This is a genomic window from Methylophaga nitratireducenticrescens (assembly GCF_000260985.4).
GTDB lineage: Bacteria > Pseudomonadota > Gammaproteobacteria > Nitrosococcales > Methylophagaceae > Methylophaga > Methylophaga nitratireducenticrescens.
The window spans coordinates 1,277,457-1,297,331 of the sequence record NC_017857.3; the positions used below are offsets into that span (position 1 = coordinate 1,277,457).

At 45.9% G+C, this 19,875-nt stretch carries 16 protein-coding genes and 1 tRNA gene; all 17 read left to right on the forward strand.

From position 1 onward, the window contains the following. Positions 1-13: 13 nt before the first annotated feature. On the forward strand, positions 14-370 hold the full coding sequence (rsfS, locus tag Q7A_RS06245; protein ID WP_014706491.1) for a ribosome silencing factor: 357 nt from the start codon (positions 14-16) through the stop codon (positions 368-370). Beyond that, positions 367-837, forward strand: a complete 471-nt coding sequence (gene rlmH / locus Q7A_RS06250; RefSeq protein WP_014706492.1) for a 23S rRNA (pseudouridine(1915)-N(3))-methyltransferase RlmH — start codon at positions 367-369, stop codon at positions 835-837. Before rsfS ends, rlmH begins: the two co-directional genes overlap by 4 nt. Beyond that, the gene (locus tag Q7A_RS06255; RefSeq protein WP_014706493.1) at positions 834-1,421 is read left to right on the forward strand and encodes a Maf family protein; all 588 of its coding nucleotides are present in this window, start codon (positions 834-836) and stop codon (positions 1,419-1,421) included. The genes rlmH and Q7A_RS06255 overlap by 4 nt, the downstream gene beginning before the upstream one ends. Next, positions 1,411-2,883: a ribonuclease G gene (rng, locus tag Q7A_RS06260; protein ID WP_014706494.1), complete on the forward strand. Its 1,473-nt coding sequence runs from the start codon at positions 1,411-1,413 to the stop codon at positions 2,881-2,883. Before Q7A_RS06255 ends, rng begins: the two co-directional genes overlap by 11 nt. 2 nt (positions 2,884-2,885) lie before the next feature. Then, positions 2,886-6,695 carry a YhdP family protein gene (locus Q7A_RS06265; protein WP_014706495.1) on the forward strand — a complete coding sequence of 1,270 codons (3,810 nt, stop codon included), beginning with the start codon at positions 2,886-2,888 and terminating at the stop codon, positions 6,693-6,695. A gap of 41 nt (positions 6,696-6,736) precedes the next feature. Further along, the gene (gene tldD / locus Q7A_RS06270) at positions 6,737-8,179 is read left to right on the forward strand and encodes a metalloprotease TldD (RefSeq protein ID WP_014706496.1); all 1,443 of its coding nucleotides are present in this window, start codon (positions 6,737-6,739) and stop codon (positions 8,177-8,179) included. Beyond that, positions 8,179-9,231 (forward strand): tRNA (5-methylaminomethyl-2-thiouridylate)-methyltransferase, encoded by a 1,053-nt coding sequence (locus tag Q7A_RS06275; RefSeq protein WP_089418513.1) that lies wholly within the window; start codon positions 8,179-8,181, stop codon positions 9,229-9,231. The genes tldD and Q7A_RS06275 overlap by 1 nt, the downstream gene beginning before the upstream one ends. Next, positions 9,228-9,455 carry a sulfurtransferase TusA family protein gene (locus tag Q7A_RS06280; protein WP_014706497.1) on the forward strand — a complete coding sequence of 76 codons (228 nt, stop codon included), beginning with the start codon at positions 9,228-9,230 and terminating at the stop codon, positions 9,453-9,455. The genes Q7A_RS06275 and Q7A_RS06280 overlap by 4 nt, the downstream gene beginning before the upstream one ends. 173 nt (positions 9,456-9,628) lie before the next feature. Next, on the forward strand, positions 9,629-11,038 hold the full coding sequence (glnA, locus tag Q7A_RS06285; protein ID WP_014706498.1) for a glutamate--ammonia ligase: 1,410 nt from the start codon (positions 9,629-9,631) through the stop codon (positions 11,036-11,038). A 96-nt stretch (positions 11,039-11,134) separates the two neighbouring features. Next, positions 11,135-11,770 carry a DUF4124 domain-containing protein gene (locus Q7A_RS06290; protein WP_151903899.1) on the forward strand — a complete coding sequence of 212 codons (636 nt, stop codon included), beginning with the start codon at positions 11,135-11,137 and terminating at the stop codon, positions 11,768-11,770. 177 nt (positions 11,771-11,947) lie between these two features. Beyond that, the gene (gene glnL / locus Q7A_RS06295) at positions 11,948-13,006 is read left to right on the forward strand and encodes a nitrogen regulation protein NR(II) (RefSeq protein WP_014706500.1); all 1,059 of its coding nucleotides are present in this window, start codon (positions 11,948-11,950) and stop codon (positions 13,004-13,006) included. 4 nt (positions 13,007-13,010) lie between these two features. Next, on the forward strand, positions 13,011-14,414 hold the full coding sequence (ntrC, locus tag Q7A_RS06300; RefSeq protein WP_014706501.1) for a nitrogen regulation protein NR(I): 1,404 nt from the start codon (positions 13,011-13,013) through the stop codon (positions 14,412-14,414). A gap of 54 nt (positions 14,415-14,468) precedes the next feature. Beyond that, positions 14,469-14,545, forward strand: a tRNA-Met gene (locus tag Q7A_RS06305). A 92-nt stretch (positions 14,546-14,637) separates the two neighbouring features. Continuing rightward, positions 14,638-15,084 (forward strand): ribosome maturation factor RimP, encoded by a 447-nt coding sequence (gene rimP, locus Q7A_RS06310; RefSeq protein WP_014706502.1) that lies wholly within the window; start codon positions 14,638-14,640, stop codon positions 15,082-15,084. 75 nt (positions 15,085-15,159) lie between these two features. Next, on the forward strand, positions 15,160-16,674 hold the full coding sequence (gene nusA, locus Q7A_RS06315; protein ID WP_014706503.1) for a transcription termination factor NusA: 1,515 nt from the start codon (positions 15,160-15,162) through the stop codon (positions 16,672-16,674). Positions 16,675-16,677: 3 nt separating this feature from the next. Continuing rightward, positions 16,678-19,473, forward strand: a complete 2,796-nt coding sequence (infB, locus tag Q7A_RS06320; RefSeq protein WP_014706504.1) for a translation initiation factor IF-2 — start codon at positions 16,678-16,680, stop codon at positions 19,471-19,473. Continuing rightward, entirely contained in the window at positions 19,473-19,874 is a 402-nt protein-coding gene (gene rbfA, locus Q7A_RS06325) for a 30S ribosome-binding factor RbfA (RefSeq protein ID WP_014706505.1), read from the forward strand. The genes infB and rbfA overlap by 1 nt, the downstream gene beginning before the upstream one ends. Position 19,875 lies beyond the last annotated feature (1 nt).

Below are 19,875 nucleotides of genomic sequence, written 5' to 3' on the forward strand. Positions count from 1 at the left end.
ATTTGGAGTGCCCATGAAGGCAGAACAACTGAAATTATTAGTGATAGACGCACTGGAAGACATCAAAGCAGAGGATATCACCGTGCTGGATGTGACCGGTATGACCGATGTTACCGATGTTATGATCATCGCTACTGGTAAATCTAACAGACAGGTTAAAGCACTGGCGAATGAAGTTTCTTCTCAGGCAAAAGCGGCTGGCGTCCAACCTCTCGGCATGGAAGGTGAAGATATTGGCGAATGGGCTTTGGTGGATTTAGGTGACGTGATTGCACATATTATGACACCGCAAACCAGAGCGACTTACAATCTGGAAAAATTATGGTCTGTCGCTGAAGTTACGCAAAGTGCTTCGGCAGATAGTGAATGAAACTGAATCTGCTTGCTGTCGGCCAGAAAATGCCGCAGTGGGTCATCGAAGGTTATAACGAATACGCACGGCGTATGCCGCGGGAATGTCAGCTTAATCTGCAGGAAATTGCTCCATCAAAGCGTGGTAAATCAGGCAGTTCCGGACAATGGATGCAGGAAGAGGGCAAACGAATCATGACCGCTTTACCGCAAAATGATTATGTGATCGCGCTGGAAGTCGGTGGTCGTAACTGGTCGACGGAACAGCTGGCGGAGCAATTAAAAAACTGGCAGGCATCCGGACGGGATGTCAGTCTGTTGATTGGCGGACCGGATGGCTTATCCGATGAGTGCCAGCAACGGGCCGATCAAAAATGGTCATTATCCAATCTGACCTTGCCTCATCCGCTGGTTCGAATTGTGGTGGCCGAACAGTTATATCGTGCCTGGACAGTTCTGCAGAATCATCCCTATCATCGCGCATGAAGTTTCCCAAAGTTTATCTGGCCTCTGCTTCACCGCGACGGCGTGAACTCCTGACTCAAATCGGAGTCGATTTTTCGGTTTTAAATGTCTCCGTTGATGAATCTGTTTTAGCGGCTGAAACCCCATCCGATTATGCCAAGCGCATTGCATTAGCCAAAGCTCAGGCAGGCTGGAAATCCATAAAGACAGACTACCGCCCGGTTATTGGTGCCGATACTGCTGTGGTATTGCCTTCACAGCACATTCTCGGCAAGCCGGAAAACCAGCAGCAGGCAGAAGCGTTTTTGCGGCAATTATCTGCTAACAGCCATCAGGTGCTCAGTGCAGTGGCGATTGTCTGGCAACAGCAACATTGGCTAAGCTTACAAATCAGTGAGGTGCAATTCAAAAAGCTGAGTTCAGCCGAAATTGATTGGTATCTTGCCACCGGAGAAGGAAAAGATAAGGCTGGAGGATATGCGGTACAGGGCTTAGCTGCTATGTTTATAGAAAATATCAAAGGTAGTTACTCCGGCGTGATGGGCCTGCCATTATTTGAAACCAGTCAGCTTTTACAACAGGTAAACATCGTCAATGAGCAGTGAAATTCTGATTAATGTCACGCCCAGTGAAACCCGCGCAGCAGTGGTGGAAAACGGTGTATTGCAGGAGATTTTTATTGAGCGGAGTGAACATCGTGGATTAGTTGGCAACATTTACAAAGGAAAAGTCTGCCGGGTATTACCTGGAATGCAGGCAGCCTTTGTTGAGATCGGCTTATCCCGTGCGGCTTTTCTGCATGCTTCAGATATTTCGATTCCCAAAGGACAGTCTGGTGATTTAAAAGAAGCCCCGCGAATTACACCGCCGATTACCAGCCTGCTACGCGAGGGAGATGAGCTGTTGGTACAAGTCATCAAGGATCCGATGGGTAGTAAAGGCGCACGATTAACCACTCAATTATCAGCTTCTTCGCGATATCTGGTGTACATGCCTGAAGCTGAGGGAATTGGTATCTCCTTGAAAATCGAGGATGAAAACGAGCGTGAACGTCTGAAAAACTGTTTATCAGAGTTGTTAGGCCTGCAACAGGGAGGCTATATTTTACGGACCTCAGCCGAAGGTATCAGTGATACAGAATTACGAGCTGATCTGGATTTTCTACACCGGTTGTGGGAAAAACTGCGTCAACGCGTCACTTCCACACGATGTGGTGAAGCGTTATATCAGGACTTGCCGTTAACGTTACGTGCCTTACGGGATCTGTTTAGACCTGATATTGATCGCATCCGCATTGATGCTGCAGAAACTTTTAAAGAGGCCCAGCAGTTTGCTGAAGGCTTTATGCCAGAATGTGCTGCGAGGTTGGAGCATTATCGGGGGGATCGTCCGTTATTTGATTTATTTGGTGTGGAAGATGAGATTCAAAAAGCATTGGATCGAAAGGTGCCACTGAAGTCGGGTGGTTACGTGATCTTTGATCAAACCGAAGCGATGACCACTGTTGATGTGAATACGGGTGGATTTGTCGGTCATAAAAATCTGGAAGAAACTATTTTCAAAACCAATCTTGAAGCCGCTCAAGCCATAGCACGCCAGTTACGCGTACGTAATCTTGGCGGCATTATCATCATCGATTTTATCGATATGGAAGAAGCCCGTCATCGCGAGCAGGTTTTGCGTACACTGGAAAAAGCCATGTTGCTGGATAGAGCCAAACATAATATCTGTGCGGTTTCCGAACTGGGGTTGGTGGAAATGACCCGTAAACGCACGCGTGAAAGTCTGGGTCATATCCTGTGTGAGCCCTGTCCCTGCTGTGATGGTCGGGGCTATACCAAAAATGTAGAAACGGTCTGTTATGAGATTTTCCGTGAAATTCTGCGTGAATCGCGTCAATACGAATCGAAACAGTTTCTGGTGCTGGCCTCTCAAGACGTGATTGATCGTCTTAATGATGAAGATTCCACAAAAGTGGCTGAGTTAGAGCAATTTATTAGTAAACCGATTCTGTTTCAGTGTGAGCCTCAATATGGCCGTGAACAATTTAATGTGGTGCTGATGTAGTTATGTCGCTAATGCATCGCAGCCTGCATATTGCAGGCAGACAAGTTACCAATATTGTGGTTATGACTGCGGTGATCATGCTGGTCTGTGTTGGACTGGCGTACTGGTTTTCCAATGCCATTGCCGAACGAAAAGATGAAATTGCAGCATGGGCGACTGAAAAAACCGGTTATCCGATTCAGATTGGTGAAGCAGGTCTTTACTGGTTTGATCTGTTTCCAAAATTAATGGTGACCGATATTTCGGTGATGCAGGCAGAGCCGGATATTGGTGAACTGTTTACCGCAGAAGAGCTTTATATCGGTGTCGATCTGATTGCCAGTTTGCAGCAAAGAGAGTTGGTGGTTGATTCGGCACGTATCTCTGGTTTGCAATTGGGTATTAAACGTTCTGTTGATGGTGATATCAGCCTTATCGGTCTGCAGGGAAAGTCTGCCGATCAGAAATTTGATGAAACACAGATTGACTGGGTCGAGCAGCTCCGCTCATGGCGTGATATCGAACTATTGTCAGCTAAAATTCAATTCGAAGACCAGCTGCAACCACAATTCAGTGGTCTTTATGAAGTAAATCAACTGGCATTAATGCAGGGCAAAAAATCCACATTGATAGGTGATATTCAGTTACCTAATCACCTGGGGCAACAACTTAGTTTTACCCTAGATGCCGTGTTAACGTCATCAGGCATTTCAAATTGGCAGATTAATCAGCTGGATGCCAGACAATTGCAACTGGCCACAATTTTTCAGAATCAGCGTATGAAGGATGTGTCTGTGACACGGGGCCGTGCTGATGTCAGTGTTGTTATTGGTTCAAACTTGAATAAACAATGGCAGGGGCAAATTCAGCTTACGGATGTTGGACTGGAAAACCTGAGTCATCCGGACCGTGGATCAGTCACTATAAATGCTTTGTCAGGGGAATTTAACTGGCAGGGAGATTGGATTGCGTGGCAATTAGCTGCCGAGCCGATTCAGCTAACTATTGATGATGACAGTTGGCCTCAGTCCACATTAAATCTGCAGTTTTCAGAAACTGATGGCTGGTTTGCAGAAACCAGTTTTGTTCGGCTCAGCGATCTGACAGCGTTAGCCTTATTGAGTGATAAATCGCCTGCGCTGCTAGCACAGTATCAGCCCGCTGGTGATATCCGTGAGTTACAACTATCACTGAACAGTAATAATGAACTTCAGTCTGCAAAGATGATTGTGGATGAGTTTGCCAGTCAACCGGTGGATGAGGTACCAGGGGTGACCGGACTCAGTATGGAGGTAGAGTGGGAGCCAACTTCAGCGCGAGCATTGATTACCAGCCGTAACCTGACGTTATATGCACCTGCCTGGTTGCCGGAGGCGATTTATTTTGATGTGGCCGATGCTAATCTGGACTGGAATACTGCTGAAACGAGCTGGCAGATGCAATTGACGGATCTGAATATCTGGAATAATGATCTGACAGTCCGTGGCAAAGTAGGGCTTGAACATCAGACTGAAACTACCTTTGCTGATATAGATATACAAATGCTGGATGTGGCCATAGCGAAATGGTTGAGTTATGTACCACGTTCAATTCTGGATCCGGATTATCTCAAGTGGGCAGAAAATGCTTATACCAGCGGTCAGATTGAAACGGGAAGCCTCAAATTGAAAGGCAATTTGGCCGATTTTCCATTTACCGATAAGAATACTGCGAACGAATTTGAAGCGAGCCTTAATGTCATTGATGTCGGACTGGATTATGGTAAAGGATGGCCGGTATTGGAAAATATTAATGGCCAAGTGCTGAGCAGCGGCAACAAATTGGAGATATTGCCTGAAACCGGCAGAATTGCCGGGTTTGACTTTGTTGATGTCAGCGCAGTTATTGACAAAGTTTATGCTGGTAAACCGATGCTGGATTTGACGGGATTGTTATCGGGTAGCACACAGAACGCCCTAGATTTTTTACAGATGAGTCCGCTCAGTACCCGTTATGGTGAGATAACGAATTGGGTGAAAGCTCAAGGCAAAAGCACTATTGCTCTTAACTTGAAAATTCCATTGCTTGATCCGAATGCCACTGATGCCGATGGTCATGTCAGTTTTGAAACCAGTCAGCTCACGGTTACCGCCATGCCGGATATGCCGATTCAAAATATCAACGGCCAGTTATTCTTCAGTAATGATGGGGTAAACGCAGAGGCGATTACCGCCACTTTTTTAGACAGGCCTACCACGATTGATGTCATACCAGGAACCGAATCGACATTGGTGACCGCAAAAGGTGAGATATCCAGTCAGCAGCTGGCGCAGCTATGGCAGGGCAAAATGCCTGGCTTTGTAAAAGGCACGACGCAATATCAAGCCAATGTGGAGGTGAGTGAAAAGTCACTAGGCGAATTTGATACCGATATTCGGGTGACTTCTGAACTGGCGGGGCTGACAATTGAGGCTCCGGAACCGCTGGGGAAAACTGCCGCTGATAAACGTTTATTAGATATTAAATTGATTAAAGATGACAAAGGGAACTCATTACTGCAATTAAATTATGCTGATATAGCAGGCGCTGTCTGGCTGCTTGAGGATTCTGCTCGCGGTGAAATTACTATTGGCATTCCAGAGCCTGAGCTACCGGCAAGCGGTATTCGATTAAGAGGGCGTCTGAACGAGTTGTCCATTTCGGAGTGGACGCAATGGCAACAAACCTGGTTGGCAGACAGCGTCACTGAACAAAACTTCGATAATTGGCCAGCAATTGATATTGATCTGGCGGTGGATAATCTGCGGTTTAACCAGTGGGTACTTAACGACGTTCAAACCAAAGCATCTCAACGTAACCAAATCTGGCAAATGGATATTCAATCTCGGCAGCTAAGAGGCGATATTCGTTGGCCCGTTGATTCTGATTTACTTCCCACGTTGCACTTTGATTTTGTTGATCTACAACTACCCGCAACCAACAATCAGTCAAACAGCCACAAAAAATTTAATTCCGAGTTATGGCCAAGCTTTCAGTTAAACATTGATAGTTTGACAGTTGATGGGATGCAACTGGGACGCGTACAGGCCCGGGCGCTTCAGCAAGGGAATAGCTGGTTGTTGCAAAGTGCCAGTATGCAATCGGCAGTGTTACAAGCGGAACTGGATGGAGTCTGGCAAAAAAACGACCTTGCGGATAGCAGTCAGTTAAATCTAAAACTCACCAGTAATGATCTTGCTGGCTTATTTGAGGATTTAGGTTATCAAGCAGCCATTCACTCCAACCAGGTTGAAGTTACCGGACAGTTTAGCTGGCCAGACGAACCGTTAAATCTCTCAATGGCCAACCTGCAAGGCAATTTGAATCTGCAAATAGATGATGGTCAATTGGTGGATGTTGAGCCAGGTGCAGCAGGACGAATATTTGGCTTAATGAGTTTTGCCGCTATTCCACGCCGGCTGGCACTGGATTTCAGTGATTTTTTCGGTAAAGGTTTTTCGTTCAGAGAAATCAGTGGCGATTTTCAATTTGCCAATGGTCAGGCGGTTACTGATAACTTGAATATGCGTGGCGACAGCGCCAGTATTGATGTTACCGGACCGATTAATATTGTTGATAGAACCTATCACCAAACAGTTGTTGTTACGCCAAATGTATCATCCACCCTGCCACTTGCCGGTGCTGTTGCTGGAGGACCGGTTGGTCTGGGAGTCGGAACAGCGATTTATCTGGTTGATCGAATTGCCGGTCGGTTATTTGATCGGGATCTGGTCGATATGATTAGCTATCGTTATCGACTCACCGGTTCCTGGGATGATCCTGATCTCTCGTTGAAAGCCCCAGAAAAGCCTTAGTATCTGCTAAGATAATCAATTTATCACGTAGTCCATAAGCAATGACAAACCCTATATTTGACCAACTGGAACAACAGATCCTGGTGCCTGCTGAGTTGCAATCACAGGATATTGAGCGAGCTTTATCTAGCGCTATGCGGCCGGGTATTGATTTTGCTGATTTATATTTTCAGCGTTCGCGAGGCGAAAACTGGCTAATGGATGACGGCATCATAAAAGATGGGGGCTATCATCTTGAGCAAGGTGTTGGGGTCAGGGCCTGTAGCGGTGAAAAAACCGGCTTTGCCTATTCCGATGATCTAAATTTGAAATCATTACTGGAAGCGACGAATGCTGCCAGTGCCCTGGTAAAACATGGGCAACAGAATAAGGTTAATGCTCGTAAATATATGCATGCCGCACCACTGTATTCTGATCATGATCCCATATTAGGTATGGATACGCAGACAAAATTGAATTTGTTGCGTGAAGCAGATGCTTATGCTCGCGCTGCTGATCCCCGTGTAACACAGGTGACAGTTAGTTTGGCGGGCAGTCTGGAACATATTTTAATTGCAGCCAGTGATGGCACTTACGCAGCAGATATCCGTCCATTAATTCGTATGAACGTCAGCGTGATCGTTGAATCAAAAGGCCGGCGTGAACGCGGCAGCGCGGGTGGGGGCCGCCGTCTGGATTATCAGTATTTTATTGATAATGATTTAGCCGTAGGTTTTGCCAAAGAAGCCGTGCGGCAGGCCCTGGTGAATCTGGATGCTGTTGATGCTCCAGCGGGTTCTATGCCAGTGGTATTGGCTTCGGGGTGGCCAGGCGTATTGCTGCATGAAGCGGTTGGCCATGGACTTGAAGGTGATTTCAACCGGCGCGATACTTCAGCCTTTTCTGGCAAAATGGGAGAACAGGTCGCTTCTCCATTATGTACGGTAGTGGATGATGGCACCTTAACAGATCGACGTGGCTCGTTAACTATTGATGATGAAGGCACACCTACGGAATTCACTACCTTAATTGAAAACGGTCGACTGACGGGGTATATGCAGGATAAATTAAATGCTCGGTTAATGGGAACCCGCAGTACTGGCAATGGACGGCGAGAATCCTATGCACATTTGCCAATGCCACGCATGACCAACACCTATATGCTGGCCGGACAACACAAAGCAGAAGAAATTATCGCCAGTGTTGAAAAAGGTATTTATGCGGTTAATTTTGGTGGGGGGCAAGTCGATATTACTTCTGGCAAATTTGTATTTTCCAGTAGTGAGGCTTATCTGATTGAAAATGGCAAAGTGACTCGTCCTGTCAAAGGTGCCACGCTGATCGGCAATGGTCCCGAAGTCATGAATCGCATCAGCATGGTGGCTGATGATCTCGAGTTGGATTCGGGCATTGGTAATTGCGGTAAAGAAGGACAAAGTGTTCCGGTTGGTGTCGGTCAGCCTACATTGAAAATTGATGCTTTGACGGTCGGAGGCACGGCATAATGTGTTCAGCGCATAAAGCCGTTGCATTGATTTCAGGCGGTCTCGACTCCATGCTTGCGGTGCGTGTTCTGCAGGAACAGGGGATTGAAGTTGAAGGTATTAACTTTTTTACCGGTTTCTGCGTCGAAGGGCATACGCACGCGATTCGAAATCAGCATAAAGACAAGCAGAAACGTAATAATGCATTGTGGGTAGCCGAACAGCTCGGGATCAAACTACACATCATTGATGTGATCGAAGAATACAAAGAGGTATTGCTCAATCCAAAGCATGGTTACGGCGCGAATATGAATCCCTGCCTGGACTGTAAAATCTTTATGGTCAAAAAAGCGGTTGAATGGGTGAAAGAAAATCATATGCATGGTTTTGATTTCATTATCACCGGAGAAGTCATTGGTCAGCGTCCCAAATCACAATTAAAGCGCACTATGCCGATTGTAGCAGCGGAGTCTGGGGCTGATGATCTGTTATTACGTCCGTTATGCGCCAAAAATCTCCAGCCAACTAAACCTGAGCGTGAAGGGTGGGTGGACCGGAGTAAACTGTATGACTTTCATGGACGTAATCGCAAGCCGCAAATTGCTTTGGCAAAACAGTTTGGCTTTGACGATTTTGCCACCCCTGCTGGAGGGTGTTGTTTTCTGACTGATGAGAGTTATTCGAGTAAGTTGGTTGATTTATGGACCGCCAGAAACAGTCGTGAATATGAACTCGATGATATTATGTTATTGAAAGTGGGTCGACATCTTCGGCCAAAAGCCGATTTTAAAATGATCATTGCCCGGGATGCTGGAGAGAGCAAGTTCCTCGAAGGGTATCGCAAACAATTTATCAGTCTGTACTCGATTAGCCATAATGGCCCCATGGCAATAATAGATGGGGACATTGAACAGCAGGATTTTCCGCTGGTCGCATCGATTGTCGCGCGTTTTGGTCAAGGTCGTTATGCTGATGAGGTCGAAGTGGAGATTTCTTTACCCGACCAGTCTTCGCAACAAATTCAGGCAAGGCCAATCGCTGCAGAGCAGGTTCCACAGGAGTGGTACGTGTGAAACAAGTTGAATTGGATGCAAGGAGACTGTTGTGTCCCTTGCCAGTCATTAAAACCCAGAATAAAGTGGGCGAATTATCGCCTGGGGATATTCTCAAGGTGATATGTACAGATCCTGGAGCATTAAGTGATATTCCGGCATGGGCCAGAATTCATGGGCATCAGATTGTCGGGACAGTGAAAGAAAGTGATGAAATAATGATTACGGTCCAAGTTGGTGCGTAGCACTCAAATAGTGCGGTTGAGGCGTTCTTTGCACCATTACGGCGCAAAAATGGCTGATGGCTGCACTCAAATGGTTGATTTTAGGTTGCCTACGAGTTGGCAAGGTTTGTGCTGTAAATGCGAGTAAGTTTTTTTGCACCAGGGTGTGCAGTTTTTTAATTTGGAGATTATAAATGTCAGCCGAAAATGTGCTTCAGATAATTAAGGACGAGGACGTTAAATTCCTTGATTTCCGTTTCACCGATACGCGTGGTAAAGAGCAGCACGTATCTTACCCTGCCCATTCAATCGATGAAGATACTTTCTCAGAAGGTGTGATGTTTGATGGGTCATCGGTTGCAGGTTGGAAGGGTATTAATGAATCGGATATGATTCTTATGCCAGATGCTTCGACTGCTGTTTTGGATCCGTTCATGGACGACACAACACTAATCGTTCGTTGTGATATCGTTGAACCGGCAACTATGCAAGGATATGAGCGTGATCCACGCAGTGTGGCCAAACGTGCAGAAGCCTACTTGGCGTCTACCGGTTTGGCAGACACTGCTTTCTTTGGGCCTGAACCAGAATTTTTCATTCTTGATGATGTTCGCTGGGGCAGTGATATTTCTGGCTCATTTTATAAAATCGACTCAGACGAATCCTCATGGAATACCGAAAAAGTATTTCCTGATGGTAACAAAGGCCACCGTCCAAGTGTTAAAGGTGGTTATTTCCCAGTACCTCCGGTTGATTCACTTCAAGACATTCGTTCAGCCATGTGTTTAACCATGGAAGAAATGGGTCTGGTAACAGAAGTACATCACCATGAAGTAGCTACTGCTGGTCAGTGTGAAATTGGTACCAAGTTCAACACGTTGGTCAAAAAAGCCGACGAGGTTCAAACACTGAAATATGTCGTGCATAACGTTGCGCATGCCTACGGTAAAACGGCAACATTTATGCCAAAACCTTTGGTTGGTGATAATGGTAGTGGTATGCATGTTCACCAATCTTTAGCGAAAGATGGTGAAAACCTGTTCTCTGGTAATAAATATGGTGGCTTGTCAGAAACGGCTTTGTTTTATATCGGCGGTATTATTAAACATGCTAAAGCTTTGAATGCGTTTACCAACCCTGGTACCAACAGTTACAAACGTCTGGTTCCCGGATTTGAAGCGCCTGTTATGCTGGCTTATTCAGCGCGTAACCGTAGTGCCTCTATTCGTATTCCGTTTGTCAGCAATCCAAAAGGACGTCGTATTGAAGTACGTTTCCCTGACCCATCAGCCAACCCATACCTGGCATTCAGTGCAATGATGATGGCTGGTCTGGATGGCATCAAAAACAAGATCCACCCTGGCGATGCGATGGATAAGGATTTGTACGACTTGCCTCCAGAAGAGGATGCTGCGATTCCAAAAGTATGCCATGCCCTGGATCAGGCGTTGGCAGAGCTGGACAAAGATCGTGCTTTCTTAACTGAAGGTGGTGTATTTACTGATGACATGATCGATGGATATATCCATTTGAAGATGGAAGAAGTCACTCGCCTGCGTATGGAAACACACCCTGCTGAGTTTGATCTGTACTACAGTCTGTAATTTTTTTGATTGCAGTCACAAAACGCCTCCCATGTGGAGGCGTTTTTTTATGTTTCGCAGTTGCACATTGGTCATGGCTGACCTATATTCATAAGCATGAAATTGATTCTTGTCATGTTGCTTGGTCTCGGCACAGCTGTTGCGGCTGAGGATATCTATCGCTGGGTCGATGACAATGGCAATCAGGTGTATTCAGATCAGCCTGGTGAAAACGGTGAAAATGCTGAAAAGATCGAACTACAGCAGCCCATGACTTATTCACCCGTACAAATCCCTGAAGTGACGGATGCCGCTAGCGATGAAGAGCAGGAAAAGTCTGATAATACAGATGCTGTCCCAAATTATAAGGTAGTTATTGTTGCGCCCGAAGATGATGTTGGTCTTCGTGTTAATAACGGCAATGTCACTGTCAATTTACAAGTGTTTCCAGCATTAAATCCGGAACGCGGCGATTTGATTCAGTTATACCTCGACGGCTTACCGGCAGGCATGCCAATGGCTCAACTCAGTTTTATGCTGGAAAATCTGGATAGGGGAACGCATACCTTGTCAGCCAAAGTATTGAATGCTTCTGGAGAAGTTCTGGCTCAGAGCGAAACCATTACCTTTCATTTACAACGAACCAGTTTATTGAATCCAGGCCGTCAAAATAATCAGACGGGATCCGGTGCATCAAGCATTCCAGCCTTTCCAACCAACCCCGGTTTTCCAACCACGCCAAATACACCTTAACAGTTGCACCAAAAAGAGGCAGTCTTGAGTGAGGTAATGCTTTTCTCTCTGCTGAAACAGGTATATTTGGTTAAGCTCTTCCATGTAAAAAAATATTATTTCCAGTTAAATCATAATGTTAAATATGATGTGTGGTTTGATGCCTACAAATGGAGCGTTTTTTGCTAAAGGCAGCTCATGAACTTAAATAACAAATTGATTAATTTTGAGCAGTTTTCCAGTGATGACGTACTGGAAAGTTTATCAACCGCGATACTTGTGCTCGACACGAATTTACGGGTTTGTTATATCAATACCTCAACTGAAGTCATGTTTGAAATTAGCCAACGACAGGCTGAACATGTTCCCTTTCAGACTCTGTTACCAGGTGAAACGCATCTATTGAATTCATTACGTCGGGTTTTCAGTAATGGACAGGCGTTAATAGAGCGTGAAGTTCAGCTGTTTATCCCTGCTGCCGGTGAAATAGTAGTGGATTGTTCAATTAAAGTGCTGGATGTGGCTGAGCCCCATCTCTTGGTGGAGTTAGCGCAACTGGATTATCAACAGCGTGTTAATCGTGATGAAAATCTTCATACACAGCAACAGGTGGTACGTGGGCTGGCACATGAAATTAAAAATCCGTTGGGTGGCTTGAGAGGGGCTGCACAATTATTGGAACGTCAATTGGCTTCCGATGATTTGAAAGAATATACCCGAATTATTATTAATGAAGCTGACCGCTTGCAAAATCTGATGACTCGAATGCTGGGACCATATCAGCAATCTGAAAAACAGTATCTGAATATTCATGAGGTTTTACAACGGGTGCGTCAACTGGTTGATATTGAAGTTGATGAGCGACTTCAATTTATTACTGACTATGATCCCAGTATTCCCGCTTTACATGCTGACTTTGATCAGTTAATTCAGATTTTTTTAAATATAGTACGAAACGCAGTACAGGCAATGCATGGCATAGGTATTATTCGTCTGAAAACCCGTATTCAACGTAATCTGACCATTGAAAAACGGTTTTATAAGTTAGGCGTACTGGTTGAAATCGAAGATAACGGACCAGGTATTCCCAAACAATTACAAGACAGCTTGTTCTATCCCTTGGTGACAGGGCGAGCGGATGGTACTGGACTGGGACTTTATCTGGTACAGAATCTTGTGCACCGAAATGCCGGAACAGTCAGTTGTTCCAGCCATGCAGGTCAGACTATATTTGCAATTATTTTTCCTTTGGAGTGACACCGTGAGCGCTAAAGCAATAGCATGGATTGTTGATGATGACCGATCGATTCGATGGGTATTACAAAAGGCACTGGAAGCTGTAGACATCACTGTCAAAGCCTTTGAGAGTGGAGATCTGGTTTTAGAGCAGTTAAAACGTGGTACAAATACCCCGCCTGATGTGCTAGTGAGTGATATTCGCATGCCAGGACTTGATGGCCTGCAACTTTTAGCAGAAATTCAGCGAAAGCAGCCTGACTTGCCGGTCATTATTATGACCGCTTATTCGGATTTGGATAGTGCGGTATCCGTATATGAAGGGGGGGCTTTTGAGTACCTGCCAAAACCGTTTGATGTTGATGAAGCGGTTGATTTGGTACAGCGGGCAATCACCCACCATCAGCAACAACACAACAATCCTGCTGGCGAAATAAATATTGGCAGTGAAATTATTGGTGAAGCACCCGCCATGCAGGAAGTATTTCGTGCCATTGGACGGCTCGCACGTTCCAATATCACCGTGTTAATTAATGGTGAGTCGGGCACTGGTAAAGAACTGGTCGCCCATGCTTTACACAAACATAGTCCGCGCAGGCAAAACCCGTTTATTGCTCTTAATATGGCGGCCATTCCAAGAGAATTGCTGGAGTCTGAATTATTTGGTCACGAAAAGGGGGCTTTTACTGGAGCACATGTGCAGCGTAAGGGACGTTTTGAGCAGGCAGATGGTGGCACCTTATTTCTGGATGAAATCGGTGATATGCCGTTGGAACTGCAAACACGCCTTTTAAGAGTCTTATCAGACGGCGAGTTTTTCCGTGTTGGTGGGCATAGTGCTGTAAAAGCAGATGTGAGAATTATCGCTGCAACGCATCAGAATCTGGAACAGCAGGTCGAGCGTGGTGATTTTCGCGAAGATTTGTTTCACCGTTTAAATGTTATTCGTATCCATATTCCTTCCTTACGCGAACGTCGAGAAGACATTCCGGCACTGGTCGCCTTCTTTCTCAATAAAGCAGCGCGGGAACTTAACATGGGCTTGAAAAGTGTCTCGCCCGAGGTTGAGCGTTATTTATCGCAGTTACCCTGGCCCGGCAACGTAAGACAATTAGAGAATACTTGTCGCTGGCTTACCGTCATGTCTCCTGGGCAGGTTGTACAAATGGAGGATTTACCGATGGAGCTGACAGCTGACGGTGGTATGGAATCAGTTCGTAGCGGTGGTGACTGGCAACAAATGTTTCGTCTCTGGGCTGCAAACAAGGCTCTGAGCGGTCAGGAAGGTGTGCTGGCTGATGTAGTACCGATGATAGAACACCTGCTAATGGAGGTTGCACTGGAGAAAACAGCAGGTAAACGTCAAGAAGCCGCAAAGTTATTGGGCTGGGGCCGAAATACACTTACCCGTAAATTGAAAGAGAATTAATAATCGGGCTTGCTAGCATGCAGTGGTTTGTGTATAGTATGCGACTTAGTCAGGTGCGGGGTGGAGCAGCCTGGTAGCTCGTCGGGCTCATAACCCGAAGGTCGTTGGTTCAAATCCAGCCCCCGCTACCAATAATAATGTTAAGACAGGACCCCTAATTGGGGTTTTTGTTTTTGTGGAGTTAAAATTGGGCCAATGGCCCTTTTTTTTTATTTGCTAGCCTATGGCCGTATCTGATCAAATTGAAAAACTAATTGAAGCACCGATTGAGTCGCTGGGATACCAGCTGGTCGGTGTGGAATACCTTCAGGGGGGACAAAATCCACTCCTCAGAATCTATATTGATGCAGATCAAGGCATTGGCATAGAAGACTGTGAACGTGTCAGTCACCAGGTCAGCGGCATTCTCGATGTTGAAGACCCCATCAAAAAAGCCTATTCACTGGAAATTTCCTCACCAGGATTTGATCGTCCGTTATTTAAAGAACGTGATTTTATCCGTTTTACTGGCTCCCCAGCAAAAATTACCACTAAATTACCAGTGGAAGGCAGACGGAATTTTACCGGTGTGTTGCAGGGCTTTGAGAATGGTGAAGTATTAATTGAAGTAGATGGTGAGGTGTACGCCTTACCATTGGCAAAGTTGGCTAAAGCGCGACTGGTTGCCTGAAAAAGCGTACTATTTGCTGTTAATGAAAAAACTTAGTTTTGGATCAATCGCTTGCATCGATCCACTGGGGGCGTGATGAATAATAAAGAAATTTTGCTGGTTGTTGATGCCATGTCTAATGAAAAAGGCGTGGGGAAAGAAGTTATATTTCAGGCGATCGAAGCGGCGTTGGCCATGGCCACCCGTAAACGTTATGAAATGGAAATAGATGCCCATGTTGCGATTGATCGCCAGACTGGCAACTATGAAACTTTCCGTCAGTGGTTAATTGTCGATGATAATGACGAAAACTTCGAATCTTCAGAGTTGCAAATCAAATTGTCTGATGCGCTGGCCAAACAGTCAGATGCCAAAGTAGGTGATTACATTCGTGAGCCAATGGATTCGGTTGAATTTGGTCGAATTGCTGCTCAAACAGCCAAACAGGTTATCGTTCAAAAAGTACGCGAAGCAGAACGTGCTCAAGTAGTTGATATGTATCGCGAAAAAGTGGGGCAAATGATTCATGGCACAGTAAAACGTGTTGAACGTGGCAATGTAACCCTGGATCTGGGCGGGAATGCTGAAGCTCTTTTGCCTCGTGAAGAAATGATTCCTCGTGAAAATTTCCGTAGCGGCGATCGAATCCGTGGTTATTTAAAAGAAATTCGTACAGAAGCGCGCGGGCCACAATTGGTTGTCAGTCGTGTAGCACCAGAATTATTGATTGAATTGTTCAGCCTTGAAGTTCCAGAGATTGGTGACGGTATGATAGAAATCAAAGGTGCGGCCCGTGATCCTGGTTTACGCGCCAAAATCGCCGTTTTAGCGCATGAACCACGAATTGATCCGGTGGGTGCCTGTGTCGGGATGCGTGGTTCGCGTGTTCAGGCGGTCACCAATGAATTAGCTGGCGAGCGTGTCGACATTATTCTGTGGGATGAAGAACCGGCACGTTTTGCCATTAACGCCATGGCACCTGCGGAAGTATTATCTATCGTGGTTGATGAAGACGCCCACAGTATGGATATTGCAGTGGAAGATGGCCAGCTGTCACAGGCAATAGGCCGTGGTGGTCAGAATGTACGCTTGGCCAGCCAGTTAACTGGTTGGGAGTTGAACGTCATGTCAGCTTCAGATGCCGACCAAAAGGCGGAAACCGAAATCAGTTCGTTGATTCAGACTTTTATGGCTGATTTGGACGTAGATGAAGATGTTGCTTTGATCCTGGCTCAGGAAGGCTTTTCTTCACTTGAAGAAGTTGCCTATGTGCCGGAACAGGAAATGCTTGATATCGAAGAGTTCGACACTGACATTGTGAACGAATTACGTTCACGAGCTAGGGATGTGTTACTGACACGAGCCATTGCCAGTGAAGAGCAAATAGAAAATGCATCTCCAGCAGAAACAATAAAAGATTTACCCGGTATGACCGCTGAATTAGCTGCTAAGTTAACCAGTCAGGGTGTTATCACTATTGATGATCTTGCAGATCAGTCCGTGGATGAATTAGTTGAAGCGGGTGGCATTGATGAGAAACAAGCCGCCGCATTTATCATGAAAGCACGTGAGTCATGGTTTGCAGACGAACAAACAGAAACAGGGGAGTAACCAATGAGTGACATGAAGGTTAAGGACCTGGCCGATACTGTCGGTATCACACCTGAGCGTTTAGTAGAACAGCTTAACGAGGCCGGAATTAAAGTCTCAAAAACGGATGATTTGATTACGGAAGATCAAAAGCAAAGCCTTTTGCAATTTTTACAGCAAAGACATGGCAAATCAGCCAGTAAAAACGAAGCCTCACTAAAGAAAATCACACTGAAACGCAAATCGGTCAGTGAGATTAAATTAGGCGGAGGAACATCTCGTCAAGCTGGAAAAAGTGTCAGTGTTGAAGTTCGAAAAAAACGCACGTTTGTTAAACGTGCTGAAGTTGAAACAAATAGTGCACAATCCGAAAAACCTGTAGTTGTATCTCAAGCACAGGCAAATGCAGAGGAAGTCGCGCGTCAGGAACAGCTTCGACAGCAGGAAATAGCGCGTAAGCAGCAAGAGCAAACTAGCCTGCAGAAAGCAGAATCTGAACGTGAAGCTGCAGCAGTTGCCGCAGCAATCGAAGCTGAAAGGCTGGCAGATGAAGAGGCACGTTTAGCTGCAGAAGAGGAGCAAAAAGCTCTTGCCGAAGAAGCGAAACTCAAAGAAGAAAAACAATCTGTCGCTGTAAAAAAACAACCGGCAAAACCGGAATTGACGGCATCTCAATTAGCTCATATAAAGCTTGAAGAAGCTGATGCCAAGCGTCGTGCTGCCAACCTTGCCCGTATCGAAGCTGAAAAAGCGCTTGAAGCGCGGAAAAAAGCTCGTGAAGAAGAGGAAGCTTTAGAAAAAGCGAAAGAAGAAGCCCGCCTTGCAGCTGCGGAAGCACAAGCCAAAGAACAAAAACCAGATCGTAAAGAAGCCGACGCAAAACACGTTGCAAGTAAAGATAAACCCGCACGTCGTGGTCGTTTCCAACGTGATGATGAATTTGAACGTAAAGAACTTCATGTTAGCGAAGGCAAAGGTCGTCGCAAGAAGAAGAAAGGTGTCTCACAAAAAACTGCGACGGTTGAAACCACAACAGAACATGGTTTTTCCCGTCCAACTGCGCCGGTTATCCGCGAAGTCAGTGTACCAGATACCATTTCAGTCTCTGATTTAGCGCAGCGTATGTCCGTTAAAGCGGCCGAAGTGATCAAAGCGTTGATGGGTATGGGCACAATGGCCACTATCAATCAGGTCCTGGATCAGGATACTGCCGTTATTCTGGTGGAAGAAATGGGCCATGTTGCCAAGCCGGTTCAGGAAAATGAAGTTGAACAAGCCCTGGAAGCCTCTATTGAAGTGACGGGCGAAGCGGTTCCAAGAGCACCTGTTGTTACTGTAATGGGCCATGTTGATCATGGTAAAACCTCTTTGCTGGATTACATCCGACGCACCAAGGTGACATCTGGCGAAGCCGGTGGTATCACTCAGCATATCGGTGCTTATAAAGTAGAAACCAGTCGTGGTGAAGTGACCTTTTTGGATACACCAGGCCATGCTGCTTTTACTGAAATGCGTTCACGCGGAGCCAAGGTCACGGATATCGTAGTATTAGTGGTAGCAGCAGATGATGGTGTTATGCCGCAAACAATTGAGGCTGTTCAGCACGCTAAAGCTGCCGGTTCAACGCTGATTGTTGCCGTAAACAAAATGGATAAGCCAGATGCCACCCCGGATCGGGTTAAACAGGAATTAACAAATCATGAAGTCGTCCCTGAAGATTGGGGCGGTGATGTTCAGTTTGTGCCGGTTTCAGCTTTAACTGGTCAGGGCATTGATGACTTACTGGATGCGATTTCATTGCAGGCTGAAGTCATGGAATTAACCGCACCAGTTAAAGGACCTGCCCATGGGACGGTGGTTGAGTCGCGTTTGGATAAAGGTCGTGGTACGGTTGTTACTGTACTGGTACAGCGTGGCACGTTGAGAAAAGGTGATATTGTTGTGGCCGGTCAGGAGTTTGGTCGAGTCCGTGCCTTGTTCAATGAAAATGGACAACAAATGGATGAAGCTGGCCCGTCTACCCCGGTTGAATTACTGGGTCTTTCCGGCACGCCTGCTTCAGGTGATGAATTACAGGTGGCTCCGGACGATCGCACGGCAAGAGAGATTGCCAGCTTCCGTCAGACCAAGGCGCGTGAGCTGAAAATGGCCCAACAACAAGCGGCCAAATTGGACGATATGTTCAACAAAATGGAAGCTGGTGATCTGAAAACCCTGAATGTGGTCATCAAAGGTGACGTTCATGGTTCAGTTGAAGCGGTTAGCCAGGGTCTGCAGAAGTTATCGACCGATATGGTTCAGGTCCGGGTTGTTGGTTCTGGTGTTGGTGGTATTAATGAAACCGACGCACAACTTGCTGCTGCGTCTGATGCGATTTTGATTGGCTTTAATGTTCGTGCTGATAATGCAGCTCGAAAAGTCATTGCGGAAAAAGGTCTGGATGTTCAGTATTTCAGCATTATTTATGATTTGCTGGACGTGGTCACCAAGGCGATGACCGGTATGCTTGAGCCCGTCTACAAAGATGAAATCATTGGTCTGGCACGTGTTGATGATGTGTTCAGCTCACCGAAATTCGGCGATATTGCCGGTTGTCTGGTGCTTGAAGGCAGTGTTAAACGTAACAATCCAATTCGTGTTTTACGTGATAACGTTGTTATCTATGAAGGTGAACTGGAATCGTTACGTCGTTTCAAAGATGATGTCAACGAAGTAAATGCCGGTACCGAATGTGGTATTGGTGTGAAAAACTACAAAGACGTTAAACCGGGCGATCAAATTGAAGTATTTGAACGTGTATTAATGAAACCGAGTCTTTAATGGCAAGAGAATTTAGTCGCACAAACCGAATCAGCGAGGTCATGATGCGTGAATTGGCTTTGCTGATTCAGCATGATCTGGCTGATCCGCGTGTCAGTATGGTCACGGTGTCGCATGTTGATGTGACATCCGATCTGAAATATGCACGTATTTATGTCACTCGGCTGAGTGGATTTGATTCTGAAGAAGCAGCCAAAGAATGTCTGGCAGGATTGAATAATGCTGCTGGATTTTTACGCCGGGCGCTGGCTAAACGCGTGAAATTACGCATCATGCCTGAACTGCAGTTTCGTTATGACACGACTTTGGAGCATGGCTTTTATATGGATGAGTTGATCTCCAAAGCCAACGCCGATATCAAAGACGAACAGGATCCTGATCCAGAAACTGATAAAGATTGAG